Raw genomic sequence first — 19,309 nt, forward strand, 5'->3', positions numbered from 1 at the left:
GGCACGGCTCGCCCACTGAGAGCGCTAGACCACCGTGAGGGGAAGGAGTTTCCGCCCCGTCGGGCCGATCTGGATCTCGGTGCCCATCGTCGGGCAGACGCCGCAGTCGTAGCACGGCGTCCAGCGGCAGTCCTCGACCTCGCCGCCGGAGACGGCCTCCTGCCAGTCCTGCCACAGCCATTCGCGGTCGAGCCCGGCGTCGAGGTGGTCCCAGGGCAGGACCTCGTTCTCCTCGCGCTCGCGGGTGGTGTACCAGTCGACGTCCACGCCGGCTTTCTCCGCCGCGGCCATCCAGCGTTCGTAGGAGAAGTGCTCGCTCCAGCCGTCGAACCGGCCGCCGTCCTCCCAGACGGCGCGGATGACGGCGCCGACCCGCCGGTCGCCGCGCGACAGCAGCCCCTCCACGATCGAGGGTTTGCCGTCGTGGTAGCGGTAGCCGATGGCCCGGCCGTACTCCTTGTCGCCGCGCAGCGCGTCGCGCAGCGCCTTGAGCCGCCGGTCGACGGTCTCGTGGTCGGCCTGCCCGGCCCACTGGAACGGGGTGTGCGGCTTGGGCACGAACCCGCCGATGGACACGGTGCAGCGGATGTCGCGGCTGCCGGTGGCCTCGCGCCCGGCCTTGATGACCTTCTTCGCCAGGTCGGCGATGCCGAGCACGTCCTCGTCCTGCTCGGTGGGCAGGCCGCACATGAAGTAGAGCTTCACCTGCCGCCAGCCCTGCGAGTAGGCCGTGGTGACGGTGCGGATGAGGTCTTCCTCGGTGACCATCTTGTTGATCACCTTGCGCATCCGCTCCGACCCGCCCTCGGGCGCGAACGTCAGGCCCGAGCGCCGGCCGTTCCTGGAGAACTCGTTGGCCAGGTCGATGTTGAACGCGTCGACGCGCGTGGACGGCAGCGACAGCGACGTGTTGGTGCCCTCGTAGCGGTCGGCCAGGCCCTTGGCCACGTCGGCGATCTCGGAGTGGTCGGCCGACGACAGCGACAGCAGACCGACCTCGTTGAAGCCGGACTCCTTGATGCCGTTGTCGACCATCGCCCCGATCGTGGTGATCGACCGCTCGCGCACCGGACGGGTGATCATGCCCGCCTGGCAGAACCGGCAGCCGCGGGTGCAGCCGCGGAAGATCTCCACGCTGAACCGCTCGTGCACCGTCTCCGCCAGCGGCACCAGCGGTTTCTTCGGGTAGGGCCACTCGTCGAGGTCCATCACCGTGTGCTTGTGGACCCGCCACGGCACCTCGGGACGGTTGGGCGCGACGCGCTTGATGCGCCCGTCCGGGTGGTAGTCGACGTCGTAGAACCGGGGCACGTAGACGCCGCCGGACTCGGCCAGGCGCATCAGCAGCTCGTCGCGGCCGCCGGGCCTGCCCTCGCCCTTCCACTCGCGGATGACCTCGGTGATGGCGATGGAGATCTGCTCGCCGTCGCCGAGCACGGCCGCGTCGACGAAGGCGGCGATCGGCTCGGGGTTGAAGGCCGCGTGCCCGCCGGCCAGGACGATCGGGTCGTCCTCGCCGCGCTCGGCCGCCTCCAGCGGGATGCCGGCCAGGTCGAGCGCGGTCAGCAGGTTGGTGTAGCCGAGCTCGGTGGAGAACGACACGCCGAGCACGTCGAAGGCGCGCACCGGCCGGTGCGCGTCGACCGTGAACTGCGGGACGCCCTCGGCCCGCATGAGGGCCTCCAGGTCGGGCCAGACGGCGTAGGTGCGCTCGGCCAGCGTGCCCGGCAGCTCGTTGAGGATCTCGTAGAGGATCGCCACGCCCTGGTTGGGCAGCCCGACCTCGTAGGCGTCCGGGTACATCAACGCCCACCGCACGTCGGCGGAGTCCCAGTCCTTGACGGTCGAGTTGAGCTCACCTCCGACGTACTGGATGGGCTTCTGCACCTTGGGCAGCAGCGCTTCCAGGCGGTGGAAAATCGACTCGACAGGCATACCGTCAAGGGTAGCGGGGTCCGGACGGTGGCAAATCCGGCACCACCGCTCACCCCGCGTCAGCCCCCGCCCACACCCACCCGCACGACCCACCGTCCGAACCCGCCCGATCCTCCGCCCGCCCAGCACACCTGCACGCGGAAGCCCACCCGCCGCTCAACGCGGCCACGCGCGGGAGCTCACCCGCCCAACCCCCACCGCCGCTACAGGAACGACTGCCCCCGCACCTTGATCGCCTGCAGCAGCCCGATCGCCGTGAGGTTCGCGAACGTCGCCGTGCCGCCGTACGACACGAACGGCAGCGGCAGCCCCGTGATCGGCATGATCCCGATCGTCATCCCGATGTTGATGAACGTCTGGAACGCGAACCAGCACACGATCATCCCCGCCACCAGCGTCCCGAACCGGTCCTCGCACCGCCGCGCGATCCGCAGCCCGCGCACCAGCACCACGCCGAGCAGCACCACGACCGCCGCCGACCCGAGGAACCCGAACTCCTCCCCCACCACGGTGAAGATGAAGTCGGTGTGCTGCTCCGGCACGAACCGCCCGGTCGTCTGCCCGCCGCCGAGCAGCCCCTTGCCGAGCAGTTGCCCCGAGCCGATGGCGATCAGCGACTGCGTCGCGTTGTAGCCCACGCCGCGCGGATCGACGCTCGGGTCGACGAACGCCGTGAACCGCGCCACCTGGTAAGGCTCCAGGAGCTGGAAGTAGAACACCGAGAAGATGCCGAGCGCCGCCGCCAGCACGAGCCCCGCGATCACCCGTTTACGCACCCCGCCGAGCACCAGGCCCGCCGCCGTGATCACCGCCAGCACCATGGCCGTGCCGAGGTCGGGCTGGAGCATGACCAGCCCCATGGTGACCACCGCGGCCAGGATCGCGAGCATCACGTCGAGGCCGCGCGGCCGGTCCGCGCCCTCGGCCGGCTGCGCCAGCAGCATGGCGATGATCAGCAGCAGCCCCACCTTGGCGAACTCCGACGGCTGCACCGCGAAGCCCCCGCCGAGCAGGATCCACGAGTGCGACCCGTTGATCGTCGCGCCCAGCGGCGTGATCACCAGCCCGAGCCCGACCAGCGACACGAAGAACACCAGCGGCGCGTACGCCCGCATCGCCCGGTGGTCGACGGTGGCCACCATGGCGCACAGCACCACGCCGATGGCCTCGTTGAGCAGGTGTTTCTTCACCAGCCCGGTGGACCCGGGCGCCCAGGTGCGGGTGCACGACCACACCAGGAGGGTGCCGATCACGCACAGCCCGGCCACCGCCACCAGCATGAGCCCGTCGAGCCTGCGGACCGCGGAGTTCTCCTGCATGAGCCGCCGCAGCAGCGAGGGCCGCTGGACGGCGGCGGTGCGGGTGGTCATCGCGGCGCCACCGTTCCGTCGGGCCGGAAGGCCGGCAGGTTCGTCGTGAGCTCGCCGCCGGGGACGGCCGGCGCCCGTTTGATGCCGTAGATGCCCTCGTAGATCTCACGCGCGGCGGGCGCGGCCGTGGAGGCGCCGAAGCCGCCCTGCGAGACCATGACGACCACCACGTACTGCGGGTTCTTGGCGGGCGCGAACGAGGCGAACCAGGAGGTGTCCTGTTTGCCCCACACCTCCGCCGTACCGGTCTTGCCGCCGATGCGCACCTTGTTCATCGGGAAGCCGGCGAAGGCCCCGGCCGCGGTGCCGTCCTTGGTGACCTCGCTGAGCGCGTTCCTGATGTAGAGCCGTTCCTTCTCGCTGAGCGGCAGCTTGCCGACCACCGGCACCGGGATCGTCCTGACCACCTTGCCGTCGGGCCGCACCTCCGCCCAGGCGATGCGCGGGCTGCGCAGCTTGCCGTCGCTGACCAGCGCCACGTACGCGCGGGCGAGCTGCATCGGCGTCACCAGCACGTCGCCCTGGCCGATGGAGAAGTTGGCCGAGTCGCCGGGCCGCAGCAGGAACCCCTCCGTGCAGTTCTCCAGCGCCAGCCGCTTCAGGAACTCCGCCCGCGCGCGGTCCTTCACCTCCGGATACCCCTTGCGGGACCGCTCGCAGTTGACCGAGCTGGTCTGGTTCCACAGCTCCTTCTTCCAGGCCCGGTCGGGGATGCGGCCGGCGGACTCGCCGGGCAGGTCGATGCCGGTCGGCTTGCCGAAGCCGAAGCCCCTGGCCGTGTTGGCGAAGATCTCCTTGGCGGTCTTCTTCGGCGCCCGCCCCCCGTCCTTGAGGTACTGCTCGTACGCCGCCCGGTAGAAGATCGAGTCGCACGACTTGACCAGCGCCGTGTGCAGGTTCATCGCGCCCAGGTTCTGGCCGCGGAAGTTGTTGAAGGCCCGCCCGCCGACGTTGACCGATCCCGAGCAGTTGTAGGTGCCGTTCAGCGGGTAGCCGGCCCGCAGCATCGCCGTGACGGACGAGACCTTGAACGTCGAGCCGGGCGCGAACTGCCCGTTGATCGCCCGCGACACCAGTGGCTTGCCCGACTTCTCCGACATCAGCCATTGGTAGCCGCGCGCCGAGATGCCGCCCGCCCAGATCTCCGGGTCGTAGCTGGGCTGGCTGGCCAGCGCCGCCACCCGCCCGGTGCGCGCGTCGAGCACGACCGCCGCCCCGCCGTCGGCGCCCGGCGCCGACTTCATGGCCTTGACCAGCGCCTGCTCGGTCACCGCCTGGATGCGCGAGTCGATGCTGGTCACCAGGTGGTGGCCGGGGACGGGCGCGACCTGCTCCTCCACGCCGAGCGCCTTGCCCATCCGGTCCACCTGCACCCGGCGCAGCCCCGCCTTGCCGCGCAGCGCGTCGTCGTAGACGTACTCCAGCCCGTCGCGCCCGGCCAGGTCGACGCCGGAGAACTCGGCCTTCAGGCCTTCGCGCTTCTCCAGCTCCTCCTCCGTGACCGGCTGCAGGTAGCCCAGCATCTGCGCGGCGGCCCGCCCGCCCGGGTACTGACGCACGGAGTGAATCTCCGCGGTCACCCCGGGGAACTCCTCCTGCCGCTCCAGGATCTGCAGCGCCTCGCGGGTGTCGACCTTCTCGTCCAGCGGCACCGGCTGGTACGGCGACCCCGTCCAGCACGGCTTGGGCACCTGCGGCCCGCACGGGGTGATCTTCTGCTGCAGCTCCTTCACCGGCCGGCCGAGCACCTGCGACAGCTTGGTCAGCACCTTGAGGCCGCCGTCGGGCGTCCTGGACAGCAGGGCCCGGTCGACCGACACCACCAGCGCGGTCTTGTTGCGCACCAGCGGCCGGCCGGCGGAGTCGAGGATCTGCCCGCGCACGGCGGGCACGATCACCGTGCGGGTCCTGGTCTCCGTCGCCCGCGTCACGAACTCCTGCCCGTGCACCACCTGCACCTGGTAGAGCCGCCCGACCAGCACGACGAGCAGCGCGAGCACCAGCACGTGCAGCACCAGCAGCCGGATGCGCATCTTGATCATGTCGAGTACCTCGGCTGGGCGCTGCGGGTGGTCAGCCAGATGACGATCGGGGACACGAGCAGCGTGTAGACGACAGTGACGGGCACCTCCTCGGTCAACGTGGACATCGTCACCCGAGCGTCGCCGATCAGCAGGCTCACGCCCGCGGCCAGCAGCGGCGCCACCAGCACGCACAGCACCACGGTGGTCACCGGCCCGCCCGCGCCCCGCCCGGCGACGTAGCCGACCAGGGCCAGCACGAACGCGTACTGCCCGACCAGGTGCGCGCCCGGCGGCGCGATGTCGACCAGCAGCCCGGCGACGAACCCGAGCGTCGCCCCGGGGACCGCCCCGCGCATCAGCGCCGCCCCGATCACGGCCAGCAGCACCAGGTCGGGCGCCCCGCCGGCGGGCAACGACAGCCGGTTGACCAGCATGACCTGCACCAGCAGCGCGAGCAGAACGCACAGCGCGCCGATCACCGCGATCCCTCCTTGGGCGGCAGGACCGCGTCACGCGGATCCCGCTTCGGCGCCTCGACCACCACGCCGACGGCGTCCAGGGCGGTCAGGTCGGAGTAGGGCCGGGCGTAGGCGATGCGGGTCAGCTCGCCGGGCGTCGACTCCACCCGCTCGATCACCCCGATCGGCACCCCCGGCACGTACGGCCGCCCGTTCTGCGAGCCGAAGCTGACGATCCGCCCGCCCCGGACCAGCGGCGCGGTGGAGTCGAGCAGCCGGAACTGCACGAGCCTGCCGTGCTCGCCCACCCCGTGGACGACGCCGATCTCCTTGCCGCCCTCCAGCCGCGCGCCCGCCGCCGAGGCGGGGTCGCTGATGAGCAGCACGGTCGAGCTGGTGGTCGAGGCCTGGATGACGCGCCCGACGAGCCCGTCGCCGTTGAGCACGGTCATCTCGGTGCGCACCCCGTCGGTGGTGCCCGCGTCGATCTGCACGGTGTCCTCGAACCCCGGCTGGCCGCGCCGGGCCACCACGTTGGCCGGGACGATCTTGTATCCGCCGGCTCCCGCCAGCCCCAGCAGCTTCTTCAGCTCGCTCGCCCGGCCGGCGTCGAGCCTGCCCGCCGCGATGCCGGCCTTGAGCCTGGCGTTCTCCTCCGTCAGCGCCTTGATGCGGTCCTGGGCGGCGGGCGCGCTGAGCAGGGCCTGCACGAAGCCGCTCACCGGCCGCACCACGCCGCCGCCGAACTGCTCGGCCGAGCCGAACACCCAGGAGCCGGCGGTGCGCAACGGGCGCAGCGGCGAGCCGTCGCCCGTGCGATGGTCGACGGTCAGGATGACGAGGGCCGCCGTGAGCAGCGCCCCGAGGACGAGCCGGGCCCGGCGCGAGTCTCTCATCAGTGTCGCGACTCCGGAACGAGGACCTCCTGCAGCGCCTCGAAGTCCTCGGCGCACTTGCCTGAGCCGATGGCGACCGAGTCGAGGGCGTTCTCCACGAGGTGGACCGGCATGCCGGTCTCCGCCTTGACGCGCTCGTCGAGGCCCTTGAGCAGGGCGCCGCCGCCGGTGAGCGCGATGCCGCGGTCCATGATGTCGCCGGACAGCTCGGGCGGGCACTTGTCGAGCGTGGTCTTGACGGCGTCGACGATCGCGTTGACCGGCTCCTCGATCGCCTTCCTGATCTCCTCGCCGGAGACGATGATCGTCTTCGGCAGGCCGCTGACGAGGTCGCGCCCGCGGATCTCCGCGTGCATCTCCTCGCCGTTGGGACAGGCCGAGCCGATCGCCATCTTGATCTCCTCGGCGGTGCGCTCGCCGAGCATCAGCGAGAACTCCTTCTTGGCGAACGCCATGACCGCCTGGTCGAGCTCGTCGCCGCCGATCCTGATCGACTGCGCGGTGACCACGCCGCCCATCGAGATGATCGCCACCTCGGTGGTGCCGCCGCCGATGTCGACGACCATGTTGCCCGTCGGCTCGTGCACCGGCAGCCCGGCGCCGATCGCGGCGGCCATGGGCTCTTCCACGATGTAGACCTTGCGGGCGCCGGCCTGGTAGCCGGCCTCCTTGACCGCCCGCTGCTCCACGCTCGTGATGCCGCTCGGCACGGCGATGATGATGCGCGGCTTGGCAAAGTGGCGGCGTTTGTGCACCCTTTGGATGAAATATCGCAACATGCGTTCGGTGACGTCGAAGTCGGCGATCACGCCGTCCTTCAACGGCCGGACGGCCACGATGTTGCCTGGCGTGCGGCCGATCATGCGCTTGGCCTCGATGCCGACCGCCACGATCTTCCCCGTAGTGGTGTTGATCGCAACGACTGACGGCTCGTTGAGCACGATGCCGCGGCCACGCACGTAGACCAGCGTGTTGGCGGTGCCCAGGTCGACCGCCATGTCACGGCCGAGGAACGCGAGCTTGCTGCCCATGGGGAACGGAGCCCTCCGTAACGTCGTTCGCGAATGACTACGGATTGAATTCGAATCGTAACGTGACGTACCCGCCGATGAGCGTAGTGAGCCGCCGCGCCCCTCAAAAATCTCCAGCCCCAAGCTCAACCGCAATTTTGCCCAGATAGGCGCACAACGCCCGAACGCCGCCTGGAACGCTCCAAAAGCCCCGACCCGCAACCCTCGACTCTCGCGCCACACGCTACGCGAGCCCACCGACAAAAACGCGCCGACGCGACCCGGGCGGTCACGACGCGCCCCAGGAGCCACCGCGGAAAAACACGCGCGCCCGCACAGCGCGCAGGGCTGTACGGGCGCGAGGACCGCCCCGGACGCCGCCGCTCAGCACGAGCGCGGCGCGAGGCGGTGGCTCACCTGCCGACGGCGGTCAGAACCGGTCCGGGAAGAAGATCTTGATCTCCCGGGCGGCGGACTCGGGCGAGTCCGAGCCGTGCACGACGTTCTCGCTGATCTCCAGCGCGTGGTCGCCGCGGATCGTGCCAGGGGGGGACTTGACCGGGTCGGTGGCGCCGGCCAGCGCACGGAAGGCCTCGACGGCGCGCGGGCCCTCCAGCACCAGGGCGACGAGCGGGCCCGAGGTGATGAACTCGACGAGCTCGCCGAAGAACGGCCGCTCGGAGTGCTCGGCGTAGTGCGCCTTGGCGGTGTCGGCGTCGAGGGTGCGCAGGTCCATCGCCACGACCTTGAGGCCCTTGCGCTCCACACGGGAGATCACGTCACCGATGAGGCCACGCTTCACCCCGTCGGGCTTGATCAGGACAAGAGTGCGCTCGGACACTTGGAGTTCTCCTTCGAACAGAATGGGGTCGCGGCTACCGGCGCCCGGCCTCACCGCGAGGACGCTTCGCCGGGCACAGGGGCCCGCACGTCGCCGTAGCCGGGCCCTCAGCTTACCGTCCCGGGCCCGCACCCTCGTTTCCGACGGCGATCCCGCCCCTCACGGACCTGCCGGCGCGCAGGCGGGACGGTACTCGCGACCACGGACCCGCTCCGCCGCGGAGAGCGGCGTCGTCGGGGCCTCGCGCTAGGGGACGGTGCCGTCCTCCGGCGACTGCCCTTGCGGCGGGATCGCGGGCACCGCCCCTTCCTCACTTCCGGGCTGCTCGAAGGCGTGCCCGGCCGCCACCGGCAGGACCACCCTGGGCACCACCCCGGTCGGCGCGTCCTCGTCCTCCTCAGCGACCGGAGCCCCGGACGCCTCCACGGGATCGACCACGGAATCGACCACGGGATCGACCGCGGGCACGTCGATCACGACGTCCCCCCACTTCCGCACGCCCCCGCCGGCCGGTCGCCCGCCACAGTCCACCGCCTCGCTCCCGCGCGCCGTCCCGCCGGCACGCGCCGTCTCCTCCCGGCCGGACGCCACCAGCACGTCGCCGAGAACGCACGGCGGCTCCTCCTCCTCGGCGTCGCCTGCAGTGCGCCGGGCCAGCACCGCCGCCATCACGATCACCACCACCATCAGGAACCCGCCGACGAGCGCCCACCAGTGCAGCGCCCCCACGAACTTGTCGACCAGCTCCTGCGCCGACCGCACCCCGTCCAGCATGGCCATCTGCACCCCGGTCCCGAGCAGGAACCCGGCCAGCACCCCCGCCACGCAGAGCGACAGCCCGAACGCCGCCACCCCGGCCCCGACCTCCTGCAACGTCGCCGTCACCGCCACCGCCGCGCCCACCGCCAGCAGCGTGAACGGCACCGCGAGCACCAGCCCGTCCGCCGACGGCACCACCAGCCGGACCGAGCACAGCCCCACCACCATGGACAGCAGGCCCAGCGGCCCGAGCCACCGCCCCGCGGCGGCCGCGAACAGCCGCACCGCCACCGCCGCGCCGATCGCGAGCACCCCCGCGATCCCGTACGGGAGCCACAGCCCGCGCAGCCCCGGCCCGCCGAGCCCGCCCATCTCCACCAGCGTCACCTGCGCCGCGCTCGGCAGCAGCACCACGCCGACGGCGACCAGCACGTACGCCGCCCGCCGGCTCTCCGCGGTGCCCATGGACGCCAGCACCAGGAGCCCGGCCACCGCCGCACCCGCCAGCGCCATCACCGGCGCCGCCCGCCAGCCCGCGGTGGCGGTGCTGATCGCCACCACCGCGATCCCGGCCGCCGGCACGACGGTCAGCAGCAGCCGGCTACGTTCCCGCGGGTCGGGAGCGGGCGCGGCGGGCCGGCCGAGCAGCATCCAGGCGACCAGGTGCGCGGCGGCGAGCCCCAGCGCGATCCCCGTGACCAGCGGGTACGGCTGCAGTGTCACCTTCCAGCTGCTCACCTCGTCGAGCGGCCACAGCGCCAGCGCCTGGGCCGCGAGCAGGCTCAGCGCGAACGTCCCGGCCCACAGCGCCCGCAACACCGGCGTACGCTGCCAGACCGCGACGAGCGTGGCGGGCACCAGCAGCCCGGCCCCCACGCCGCGCAGCACCCGGGCGGCGCCGACGACCAGCTCGGTGGCCGCGTAGCCGCCCGCCGCGTCGGACAGCGCCACCAGCGCCAGCCCGGCGAGCATGAGGTGGGCCACCGGCACCCGCCGCAGCGCCACCGCCGCGAGCGGAACGGTCAGCATGAGCGCGGGCAGGGCGAGCCCGTGCGTGCGCATCAGGCCCACCTGGTCGAGGTCGCCGGGCAGCAGCTTGGCGACGACGGAGAGCGTGTTGGGGATCGTGGTGATCGCCAGCGGCAGCGCGGACACGACCAGCAGCCCGAGCAGAGTGTCGAGCAACCAGGGATGTCTGGGCGCAGTCGGACGGAGCGACCGCTGGATCGGGGGGACGGCCATGTAGGCCGACTTTAGCGGGAAGTAGCGCCCTCGACACGGCGAGCGACGATAATCGCGGTTATCCACAGGGCCGCGAAGATCGCGCCGAGGAAGAACATGGACGTCACGAGGAAACCGGCGCCGATCGCCAGCACCTGCACGACACTGCCGAGCACGTACCCCACGGGCTTCTTGAGCAGGCCCGCGGCCACGACGCACAACACCGCGAGCCCGATCCCGACGGTCACCGCCAGCGCGGGCGCGACCTTGCCGATGGTGATCGCGACCGGCGTGATCAGCCCGGCGACGATCGCCTCCATGCCGAGCACGCTGGCCCCCAGCCTGCGCATACCCGGCGTCACCTGAAAGCTCATCCCGAACCACCTGCAATCCCTATAACCGCACCATCCCCGCCACCCCGGACATCTCCGTGATGCCGGACCGGCCCGCATGACCCGCCCCGCCTCGCCGCGCCGCCACCCGCGCCCCGGGCCGCACGCCCGCGCACAGACAGCCCTCGCCCGCGCGCGCCGCCCGGAAGCCCGCGCCCGCCGCCCGCAAGCCTGTGCCCGTCGGCCGCGAGCACATGCCCGCCACCCATGACGGCCGGCCCGGGCAGGAACGGCGAAGTCGCCGTCATCAGGAGCCGTCCGCCTTGAGCAGCCTGCGCGCATCGCCCGCCGTCACGACCGACCCCGTGATCAGCACACCGGTGCCGCTGAACTCCCCCTCGGCGTCGGCGATCCCGATCGCCTTGTCGATGGCGTCGTCCAGCCGGTCCTCCACGTGCACCCGCTCCTCCCCGAAGATCGGGACGGCCAGGTCGGCCAGCTCGTCCGCCGTCAGCGACCGCGGCGACGAGTTGCGCGTGACGACGACCTCCTCCAGGACCGGCTCCAGCAGCTCCAGCAGCGCCTCGACGTCCTTGTCGCGCATGACCGCGACCACGCCGACGACCTTGGCGAAGTCGAACGCCTCGTGCAGCCCCTCCAGCGTCGCCTGCAGGCCACCGGGGTTGTGCGCGGCGTCGATGACCACTGTCGGGGTGCGGCGCACGACCTCCATGCGCCCCGGCGAGGACGCCTGCGCGAACGCCTGGCGTACCAGGTCGGCGTCGAGCGGGTCGTCGCCCCCCGTCAGCGCCTCGACCGCGGCCAGCGCGCACACCGCGTTGCTCGCCTGGTGGGCGCCGTACAGCGGCAGGTAGACCTCGTCGTACACGCCCTTGAGCCCGCGCAGGGTGAGCAGCTGCCCGCCGATGGCGACCTCGCGGCTCATCACCCCGAACTCCAGCCCCTCGCGCGCCACGACCGCGCCCACCTCGGCCGAGCGCCGCATCAGCACCTCGGCCGCGGCCAGCTCCTGCTGGGCCAGGATCGCGGTGGCACCGGGCTTGATGATGCCCGCCTTCTCCCCGGCGATGCTCGGGATGTCGGGGCCCAGCCGGTCGGTGTGGTCGAGCGAGATCGGGGTGATCACGCACACCGTGCCGTCCGCCACATTGGTCGCGTCCCACGAGCCGCCCATGCCGGTCTCGATGACCGCGACGTCGACGGGCGTGTCGGCGAAGGCCGCGAACGCCATCGCGGTCAGCAGCTCGAAGAACTGGATACGCCGCCCCTGGCCGTCGGCCAGCTCAACGTACGGGATGATCTCCTCATAGACCTGCGCGAACCGCTCCTCGCTCAGCGGCTCCCCGTCCACCGTGATGCGCTCGCGCATCGACACCAGATGCGGGCTCGTGAACCGTCCGACCCGCAGATTGCGCTCTCTCAGCAGGACCTCGGTGAGGCGCGCCGTGCTCGTCTTGCCGTTGGTGCCGGCGATGTGTATGACCGGGTACGCCCGCTGCGGCGAGCCGAGCAGATCCAGAAGGGCCGCGATCCTGTCCAGCGTCGGCTCGAAATCCCACTCGACGCCGCGCTCCATGATCGCGCGTTCGACCGCACGATAATCCACCCCTCAACCCTACTGACTGCCCGCAGCGCTTCCGCCGGGGCCCGAACCATGTCGTGTGATGGATGGAAAGTTGGAGGGTACCCAGCCGTTCCCGCTGCTGCGACCTTGGGGACCAGCCTGCCCCACCCCCCGGCAGGGCGTTCTCGAGGAGGAAATCGTGGAAGGCGAGAACACTCGCTCCGGCCATTCCGGCGGCATCAGCAGGAAGACGCTTCTCAAGGCGGCACTCATAGCGACCCCGGTCCCGCTGCTCGCCGGACAGCTGCCGGCTCTGGCCCGCGACGCCGCCGCGAGCGGCCGGCCGCTCACCCCCACCCCCTACTGCGACGACGGCGACGACCCCACGCCGCCGCAGACCGAAGGCCCGTACTTCAGGCCGAACTCGCCGCAGCGCACGGTCCTGCCCGGCATGGGCACCCCGCTGACGGTGAGCGGGTACGTGTTCGGCCTGGCCTGCCAGCCGCTCGCCAACGTGCTGCTCGACTTCTGGCAGGCCGACAACGCCGGGGCCTACGACAACGTCACCTACAACTTCCGCGGCCACCAGTACACCAACGCCCAGGGCGCGTTCAAGCTCACCACCATCGTCCCCGGCCTCTACCCCGGCCGCACCCGCCACATCCACGTCAAGGCCCAGGCCCCCGGCCGGCCGATCCTGACGACGCAGCTCTACTTTCCCGGCGAACCCCGCAACAGCACCGACACCATCTTCGACCCGGCCCTGCTCATGACGGTCAGAACGGTCGGGACCGGCCGGGAGGCGACCTTCGACTTCGTCCTCAACGTCCCGGGCACCCCGCCCACGAACCCTCCGACGAGCCCGCCCCCGGGCGGCGGCACCTGGCAGGCTGGGGTGACCTACCAGGCGGGCGACCAGGTCACGTACGGCGGCGCCACGTACCGGTGCCTGCAGGGGCACCAGGCGCAGGCAGGTTGGGAGCCACCCAACGTGCCCGCCCTGTGGCAACACCTCTGACCACGGTCCCCGAGCACAAGAGAGGGCCACTCCAGCTGCTGGGAGTGGCCCTCTTCCTTGCCCCTGAAACGCAGAAAGGCCCCGACGCGAGGCGTCGGGGCCTTTCCCTAAAGATTGTCCGGCGGTGACCTACTCTCCCACACCCTCCCGAGTGCAGTACCATCGGCGCAGAGAAGCTTAACTTCCGGGTTCGGAATGTAACCGGGTGTTTCCTTCCCGCCATAACCGCCGTAACCCTGAGAAACAACCAAACACACACACAGGCGTGTTTGCTGTCTCAGAATTGCGTAGTGGACGCGAGCAAGATGCTTTGTGGTCAAGTCCTCGGCCTATTAGTACCGGTCAGCTCCACACGTTACCGCGCTTCCACCTCCGGCCTATCAACCCGATCGTCTATCGGGAGCCTTACCCCCTCACAGGGTGGGAGACCTCATCTCAAGGCGAGCTTCCCGCTTAGATGCTTTCAGCGGTTATCCCTTCCGAACGTAGCCAACCAGCCGTGCACCTGGCGGTACAACTGGCACACCAGAGGTTCGTCCGTCCCGGTCCTCTCGTACTAGGGACAGCCCCTTTCAAGTCTCCTGCGCGCGCAGCGGATAGGGACCGAACTGTCTCGCGACGTTCTAAACCCAGCTCGCGTACCGCTTTAATGGGCGAACAGCCCAACCCTTGGGACCTACTCCAGCCCCAGGATGCGACGAGCCGACATCGAGGTGCCAAACCATCCCGTCGATATGGACTCTTGGGGAAGATCAGCCTGTTATCCCCGGGGTACCTTTTAGCCGTTGAGCGACACCGCTTCCACACGCCGATGCCGGATCACTAGTCCCAGCTTTCGCTCCTGCTCGACCCGTCAGTCTCACAGTCAAGCTCCCTTGTGCACTTACACTCAACACCTGATTGCCAACCAGGCTGAGGGAACCTTTGGGCGCCTCCGTTACCCTTTAGGAGGCAACCGCCCCAGTTAAACTACCCACCAGACACTGTCCCCGATCCGGATCACGGACCAGAGTTAGACGTTCAAAACGACCAGAGTGGTATTTCACCAATGACTCCACCCGAACTAGCGTCCGAGCTTCCCAGTCTCCCACCTATCCTACACAAGACGCTCCAAACGCCAATGTCAAGCTGTAGTGAAGGTCCCGGGGTCTTTCCGTCCTGCTGCGCGAAACGAGCATCTTTACTCGTAGTGCAATTTCGCCGGGTCTGCGGTTGAGACAGCGGGGAAGTCGTTACGCCATTCGTGCAGGTCGGAACTTACCCGACAAGGAATTTCGCTACCTTAGGATGGTTATAGTTACCACCGCCGTTTACCGGCGCTTAAGTTCTCACCTTCGCCCCACAAGTGGAGCTAAGCGGTCCCCTTAACGTTCCGGCACCGGGCAGGCGTCAGTCCGTATACATCGTCTTACGACTTCGCACGGACCTGTGTTTTTAGTAAACAGTCGCTTCCCCCTGGCCACTGCGACCCCCACCAGCTCCGAGTGCAAAACTCATCACCAGCAGAGGTCCCCCTTCTCCCGAAGTTACGGGGGCAATTTGCCGAGTTCCTTAACCACAGTTCACCCGATCGCCTTAGTATTCTCTACCTGACCACCTGAGTCGGTTTAGGGTACGGGCCGCCACAACACTCACTAGAGGCTTTTCTCGGCAGCATAGGATCATCCACTTCACCACAATCGGCTCGGCATCACATCTCAGGATACATACGAGGCGGATTTGCCTACCTCGCTCCCTACATGCTTACCCCAGGACAACCATCGCCTGGGCTGGACTACCTTCCTGCGTCACCCCATCGCTTACCTACTACCCGATCGGATCGAGCGTTCACTCTGACCCCAGACCCGAAGGCCCAAGCGAGTTAAGGACTCTTAGCATCACGAGGTTCGATATGGGCGCATTGAAGCGGGTACGGGAATATCAACCCGTTGTCCATCGACTACGCCTGTCGGCCTCGCCTTAGGTCCCGACTTACCCTGGGCGGATTAGCCTGCCCCAGGAACCCTTGGTCATCCGGCGCGAGGGTTTCTCACCCTCGATTCGCTACTCATGCCTGCATTCTCACTCGCACGGCCTCCACGGCTAGATCACTCTGCCGCTTCACCGGCCGCACGACGCTCCCCTACCCACCAACAAGCACCAAGTGCTCGTCAGTGCCACGACTTCGGCGGTGTGCTTGAGCCCCGCTACATTGTCGGCGCAGAATCACTTGACCAGTGAGCTATTACGCACTCTTTCAAGGGTGGCTGCTTCTAAGCCAACCTCCTGGTTGTCTCTGCGACTCCACATCCTTTCCCACTTAGCACACGCTTAGGGGCCTTAGTCGGTGATCTGGGCTGTTTCCCTCTCGACTACGAACCTTATCGCCCGCAGTCTCACTGCCACGCTCTCACTTACCGGCATTCGGAGTTTGGCTGACGTCAGTAACCTTGTCGGGCCCATCGGCCATCCAGTGCTCTACCTCCGGCAAGAAACACGCGACGCTGCACCTAAATGCATTTCGGGGAGAACCAGCTATCACGGAGTTTGATTGGCCTTTCACCCCTACACACAGGTCATCCCCCAGGTTTTCAACCCTGGTGGGTTCGGTCCTCCACCCAGTCTTACCTGAGCTTCAACCTGCCCATGCGTAGATCACCCCGCTTCGGGTCTACAGCATGCGACTCAAACGCCCTCTTCAGACTCGCTTTCGCTACGGCTCCCCCACACGGGTTAACCTCGCCACACACCATAACTCGCAGGCTCATTCTTCAAAAGGCACGCAGTCACATCACAGCATGGCCGCCATGCCACCCGCCTACCCGGCCGCGCACCTTTGGCATTGTTTGTGTTGCCTGTGTCTTCTTTCTTTCCCAGCCCACTGGCCTCCCCCATGCCAGGTTTGTTTACAGCATATGTGCATACACACATTGTACTGCCACAAACTGGGTAGATTGCTGCTAAGGTTGTACGGCTGCGACGGGTGTGGTGCTCGCCTGTCTTGCTTCCCAGGATTTGGTGCTCTCGACAGCATGATCAGTTGCAGGCTCATTCTTCCAAGTGGCATGCTTTCCTGGGCAGGCCAGAGTCGAGACAATAGCTCCTACGGCTTGTAGGCACACGGTTTCAGGTACTATTTCACGACCCCTCACCGGGGCACTTTTCACCTTTCCCTCACGGTACTCGTGCACTATCGGTCATCAGGGAGTATTTAGGCTTACCAGGTGGTCCTGGCAGATTCACACAGGATTCCTCGAGCCCCGTGCTACTTGGGATCCCCTCCAGCAGTCGACAAGGTTTCGCCTACCCGGCTCTCACGGTCTACGGCGCCCCTTCCCAGAGGCTTCGACTACCCCACCGATTTATCACTGCCCGAGACGGCGGCAGCCATCCCAAGAGGGTCCCACGACCCCGGACATGCAACGCCTGCCGGCTATCACACACGCCCGGTTTAGCCTCATCCGCTTTCGCTCACCACTACTCACGGAATCACTGTTGTTTTCTCTTCCTACGGGTACTGAGATGTTTCACTTCCCCGCGTTACCACCAACCGCCCTATACATTCAGGCGGAGGCAACACCACATGACTGGTGCTAGGTTTCCCCATTCGGACATCCCCGGATCAACGTCTGGTTGGCGACTCCCCGAGGCTTAACGCAGCCTCCCACGTCCTTCATCGGCTCCTGATGCCAAGGCATCCACCGTGTGCCCTAAAAAACTTGGCCACAAAGATGCTCGCGTCCACTATGCAAATCTCAAACAACAAACAGCAACCAGCTCCCGACCCGATCAACAGGTCGTTCGCTGGTCCTGTGCACCGAAGAAGACGACCAGCCCAGCTGCCCGTTCCTTCAGGACCCAACAGTGTGTCCGGCAACCCCCGAGCCTCCGAACCGTCGTTCCCACTCCCCTTGCGGGGCGGTACTTGCCGGCCGGCGACCTGGCGGTGCCGAGTAGCCAGTGCTCCACTAGTGAGCTGTCACCCCACCACACGTCCGGTGGTGATGGGTGAGAGTGCTCCTTAGAAAGGAGGTGATCCAGCCGCACCTTCCGGTACGGCTACCTTGTTACGACTTCGTCCCAATCGCCAGCCCCACCTTCGACCGCTCCCCCCCTTACGGGTTGGGCCACGGGCTTCGGGTGTTGCCGACTTTCGTGACGTGACGGGCGGTGTGTACAAGGCCCGGGAACGTATTCACCGCAGCGTTGCTGATCTGCGATTACTAGCGACTCCGACTTCATGGGGTCGAGTTGCAGACCCCAATCCGAACTGAGACCGGCTTTTAGGGATTCGCTCCACCTCACGGTATCGCAACCCTCTGTACCGGCCATTGTAGCATGTTTGCAGCCCAAGACATAAGGGGCATGATGACTTGACGTCATCCCCACCTTCCTCCGAGTTGACCCCGGCAGTCCCCCATGAGTCCCCACCACCGCGAACGGCGTGCTGGCAACATGGAGCAAGGGTTGCGCTCGTTGCGGGACTTAACCCAACATCTCACGACACGAGCTGACGACAGCCATGCACCACCTGTCACCCAGCCCAAAAGGGAAACCCCATCTCTGAGGCGGTCCGGGTGATGTCAAACCTTGGTAAGGTTCTTCGCGTTGCGTCGAATTAAGCAACATGCTCCGCCGCTTGTGCGGGCCCCCGTCAATTCCTTTGAGTTTTAGCCTTGCGGCCGTACTCCCCAGGCGGGGCGCTTAATGCGTTAGCTCCGGCACGGAACCCGTGGAAGGGTCCCACACCTAGCGCCCAACGTTTACAGCGTGGACTACCAGGGTATCTAATCCTGTTCGCTCCCCACGCTTTCGCTCCTCAGCGTCAGGTAAGGCCCAGCAAGCCGCCTTCGCCACCGGTGTTCCTCCTGATATCTGCGCATTTCACCGCTACACCAGGAATTCCACTTGCCCCTACCTACCTCTAGCCGGCCCGTATCCACCGCAGACCCGCAGTTAAGCTGCGGGCTTTCACGGCAGACGCGACCAGCCGCCTACGAGCTCTTTACGCCCAATAATTCCGGACAACGCTTGCGCCCTACGTATTACCGCGGCTGCTGGCACGTAGTTAGCCGGCGCTTCTTCTGCAGGTACACGTCAACTTCGTCCCTGCTGAAAGAGGTTTACAACCCGAAGGCCGTCATCCCCCACGCGGCGTCGCTGCGTCAGGCTTCCGCCCATTGCGCAATATTCCCCACTGCTGCCTCCCGTAGGAGTCTGGGCCGTGTCTCAGTCCCAGTGTGGCCGGTCGCCCTCTCAGGCCGGCTACCCGTCGTCGCCTTGGTAGGCCACTACCCCACCAACAAGCTGATAGGCCGCGAGCCCATCCCCGACCGAAAAACTTTCCACCACCATCCGATGCCGGAGGCGGTCGTATCCGGTATTAGACCCAGTTTCCCGGGCTTATCCCAGAGTCAGGGGCAGGTTGCTCACGTGTTACTCACCCGTTCGCCGCTCGAGTACCCCGAAGGGCCTTTCCGCTCGACTTGCATGTGTTAAGCACGCCGCCAGCGTTCGTCCTGAGCCAGGATCAAACTCTCCAAACAATGACTGTTCGGACAGTACTGTCCAAGCAAGAATCCGTCATGAATGACGGGGTGATACATGTGTGATGCACATGCACTGGCTTTTAACACACTGTTGAGTTCTCAAGAAACGGACGCGTACATCTTCGGAGAAGCTCTACCGAACTTCGCCTTGGAGGCGCTCGTCGTTTCCTTAAGCTTACCAGATCCGGACGATTCTTGTCAAACCGCCCGTTCCGGGAGCTTCCGGACTTGCCCCTCTCGGAGGCAACCCTCGTAACTTACTCCAACTTTCGGCCCTTGTCCAACCGCCAGGTCAGACGCAGCCCGATTGCCGGGAGTTCGTGTGAGGAGTG

The 19,309-nt window shown here is 67.6% G+C and carries 11 protein-coding genes and 3 rRNA genes; 1 reads left to right on the top strand and 13 read right to left on the bottom strand.

Annotated elements, in window-relative coordinates; genetic code table 11:
• Nucleotides 1-24: 24 nt before the first annotated feature.
• The 10 genes from MF672_RS29550 to MF672_RS29595 form a co-directional block, all read right to left on the bottom strand.
• Nucleotides 25-1,935 (bottom strand): TIGR03960 family B12-binding radical SAM protein, encoded by a 1,911-nt coding sequence (locus MF672_RS29550; RefSeq protein WP_242381436.1) that lies wholly within the window; start codon nt 1,933-1,935, stop codon nt 25-27.
• A gap of 203 nt (nt 1,936-2,138) precedes the next feature.
• A complete protein-coding gene (rodA, locus tag MF672_RS29555) occupies nt 2,139-3,305 on the bottom strand; it encodes a rod shape-determining protein RodA (protein ID WP_242381435.1) in 1,167 nt (388 codons plus the stop codon).
• Nucleotides 3,302-5,347 carry a penicillin-binding protein 2 gene (gene mrdA / locus MF672_RS29560; RefSeq protein ID WP_242381434.1) on the bottom strand — a complete coding sequence of 682 codons (2,046 nt, stop codon included), beginning with the start codon at nt 5,345-5,347 and terminating at the stop codon, nt 3,302-3,304. Before mrdA ends, rodA begins: the two co-directional genes overlap by 4 nt.
• On the bottom strand, nt 5,344-5,808 hold the full coding sequence (gene mreD / locus MF672_RS29565; protein WP_242381433.1) for a rod shape-determining protein MreD: 465 nt from the start codon (nt 5,806-5,808) through the stop codon (nt 5,344-5,346). The genes mrdA and mreD overlap by 4 nt, the downstream gene beginning before the upstream one ends.
• Nucleotides 5,805-6,683 (bottom strand): rod shape-determining protein MreC, encoded by an 879-nt coding sequence (mreC, locus tag MF672_RS29570; RefSeq protein WP_242381432.1) that lies wholly within the window; start codon nt 6,681-6,683, stop codon nt 5,805-5,807. Before mreC ends, mreD begins: the two co-directional genes overlap by 4 nt.
• The gene (locus MF672_RS29575) at nt 6,683-7,714 is read right to left on the bottom strand and encodes a rod shape-determining protein (protein WP_242381431.1); all 1,032 of its coding nucleotides are present in this window, start codon (nt 7,712-7,714) and stop codon (nt 6,683-6,685) included. The genes mreC and MF672_RS29575 overlap by 1 nt, the downstream gene beginning before the upstream one ends.
• A gap of 409 nt (nt 7,715-8,123) precedes the next feature.
• Nucleotides 8,124-8,534, bottom strand: a complete 411-nt coding sequence (ndk, locus tag MF672_RS29580; RefSeq protein WP_242381430.1) for a nucleoside-diphosphate kinase — start codon at nt 8,532-8,534, stop codon at nt 8,124-8,126.
• Nucleotides 8,535-8,780: 246 nt separating this feature from the next.
• The gene (locus tag MF672_RS29585; RefSeq protein WP_242381447.1) at nt 8,781-10,478 is read right to left on the bottom strand and encodes a hypothetical protein; all 1,698 of its coding nucleotides are present in this window, start codon (nt 10,476-10,478) and stop codon (nt 8,781-8,783) included.
• A 68-nt stretch (nt 10,479-10,546) separates the two neighbouring features.
• The gene (locus tag MF672_RS29590) at nt 10,547-10,888 is read right to left on the bottom strand and encodes a DUF4233 domain-containing protein (RefSeq protein ID WP_242381429.1); all 342 of its coding nucleotides are present in this window, start codon (nt 10,886-10,888) and stop codon (nt 10,547-10,549) included.
• A 265-nt stretch (nt 10,889-11,153) separates the two neighbouring features.
• A complete protein-coding gene (locus MF672_RS29595) occupies nt 11,154-12,443 on the bottom strand; it encodes a bifunctional folylpolyglutamate synthase/dihydrofolate synthase (RefSeq protein ID WP_242381446.1) in 1,290 nt (429 codons plus the stop codon).
• A gap of 187 nt (nt 12,444-12,630) precedes the next feature.
• Between MF672_RS29595 and MF672_RS29600 the strand changes: the two genes are divergently transcribed.
• Nucleotides 12,631-13,449 carry a dioxygenase family protein gene (locus MF672_RS29600; RefSeq protein WP_242381428.1) on the top strand — a complete coding sequence of 273 codons (819 nt, stop codon included), beginning with the start codon at nt 12,631-12,633 and terminating at the stop codon, nt 13,447-13,449.
• Between the two features lie 116 nt (nt 13,450-13,565).
• Here the strand turns inward: MF672_RS29600 and rrf are convergent.
• The 3 genes from rrf to MF672_RS29615 form a co-directional block, all read right to left on the bottom strand.
• Nucleotides 13,566-13,682 (bottom strand): 5S ribosomal RNA (gene rrf / locus MF672_RS29605).
• A 79-nt stretch (nt 13,683-13,761) separates the two neighbouring features.
• Nucleotides 13,762-17,153: ribosomal RNA gene (locus MF672_RS29610) — 23S ribosomal RNA — on the bottom strand.
• Nucleotides 17,154-17,453: 300 nt separating this feature from the next.
• Nucleotides 17,454-18,974: ribosomal RNA gene (locus MF672_RS29615) — 16S ribosomal RNA — on the bottom strand.
• The 16S, 23S and 5S rRNA genes sit together here, the layout of an rRNA operon.
• Nucleotides 18,975-19,309 lie beyond the last annotated feature (335 nt).

Source organism: Actinomadura luzonensis (genome assembly GCF_022664455.2).
GTDB classification, from domain to species: domain Bacteria; phylum Actinomycetota; class Actinomycetes; order Streptosporangiales; family Streptosporangiaceae; genus Nonomuraea; species Nonomuraea luzonensis.

Excerpts from the sequence above, each read along its gene's own strand:
- mrdA (WP_242381434.1), bottom strand. The coding sequence starts at position 5,347 with ATGATCAAGATGCGCATCCGGCTGCTGGTGCTGCACGTGCTGGTGCTC.
- MF672_RS29575 (WP_242381431.1), bottom strand. The coding sequence starts at position 7,714 with ATGGGCAGCAAGCTCGCGTTCCTCGGCCGTGACATGGCGGTCGACCTG.
- MF672_RS29550 (WP_242381436.1), bottom strand. The coding sequence starts at position 1,935 with ATGCCTGTCGAGTCGATTTTCCACCGCCTGGAAGCGCTGCTGCCCAAG.
- MF672_RS29590 (WP_242381429.1), bottom strand. The coding sequence starts at position 10,888 with ATGAGCTTTCAGGTGACGCCGGGTATGCGCAGGCTGGGGGCCAGCGTG.
- rodA (WP_242381435.1), bottom strand. The coding sequence starts at position 3,305 with ATGACCACCCGCACCGCCGCCGTCCAGCGGCCCTCGCTGCTGCGGCGG.
- MF672_RS29595 (WP_242381446.1), bottom strand. The coding sequence starts at position 12,443 with ATGGAGCGCGGCGTCGAGTGGGATTTCGAGCCGACGCTGGACAGGATC.
- mreC (WP_242381432.1), bottom strand. The coding sequence starts at position 6,683 with ATGAGAGACTCGCGCCGGGCCCGGCTCGTCCTCGGGGCGCTGCTCACG.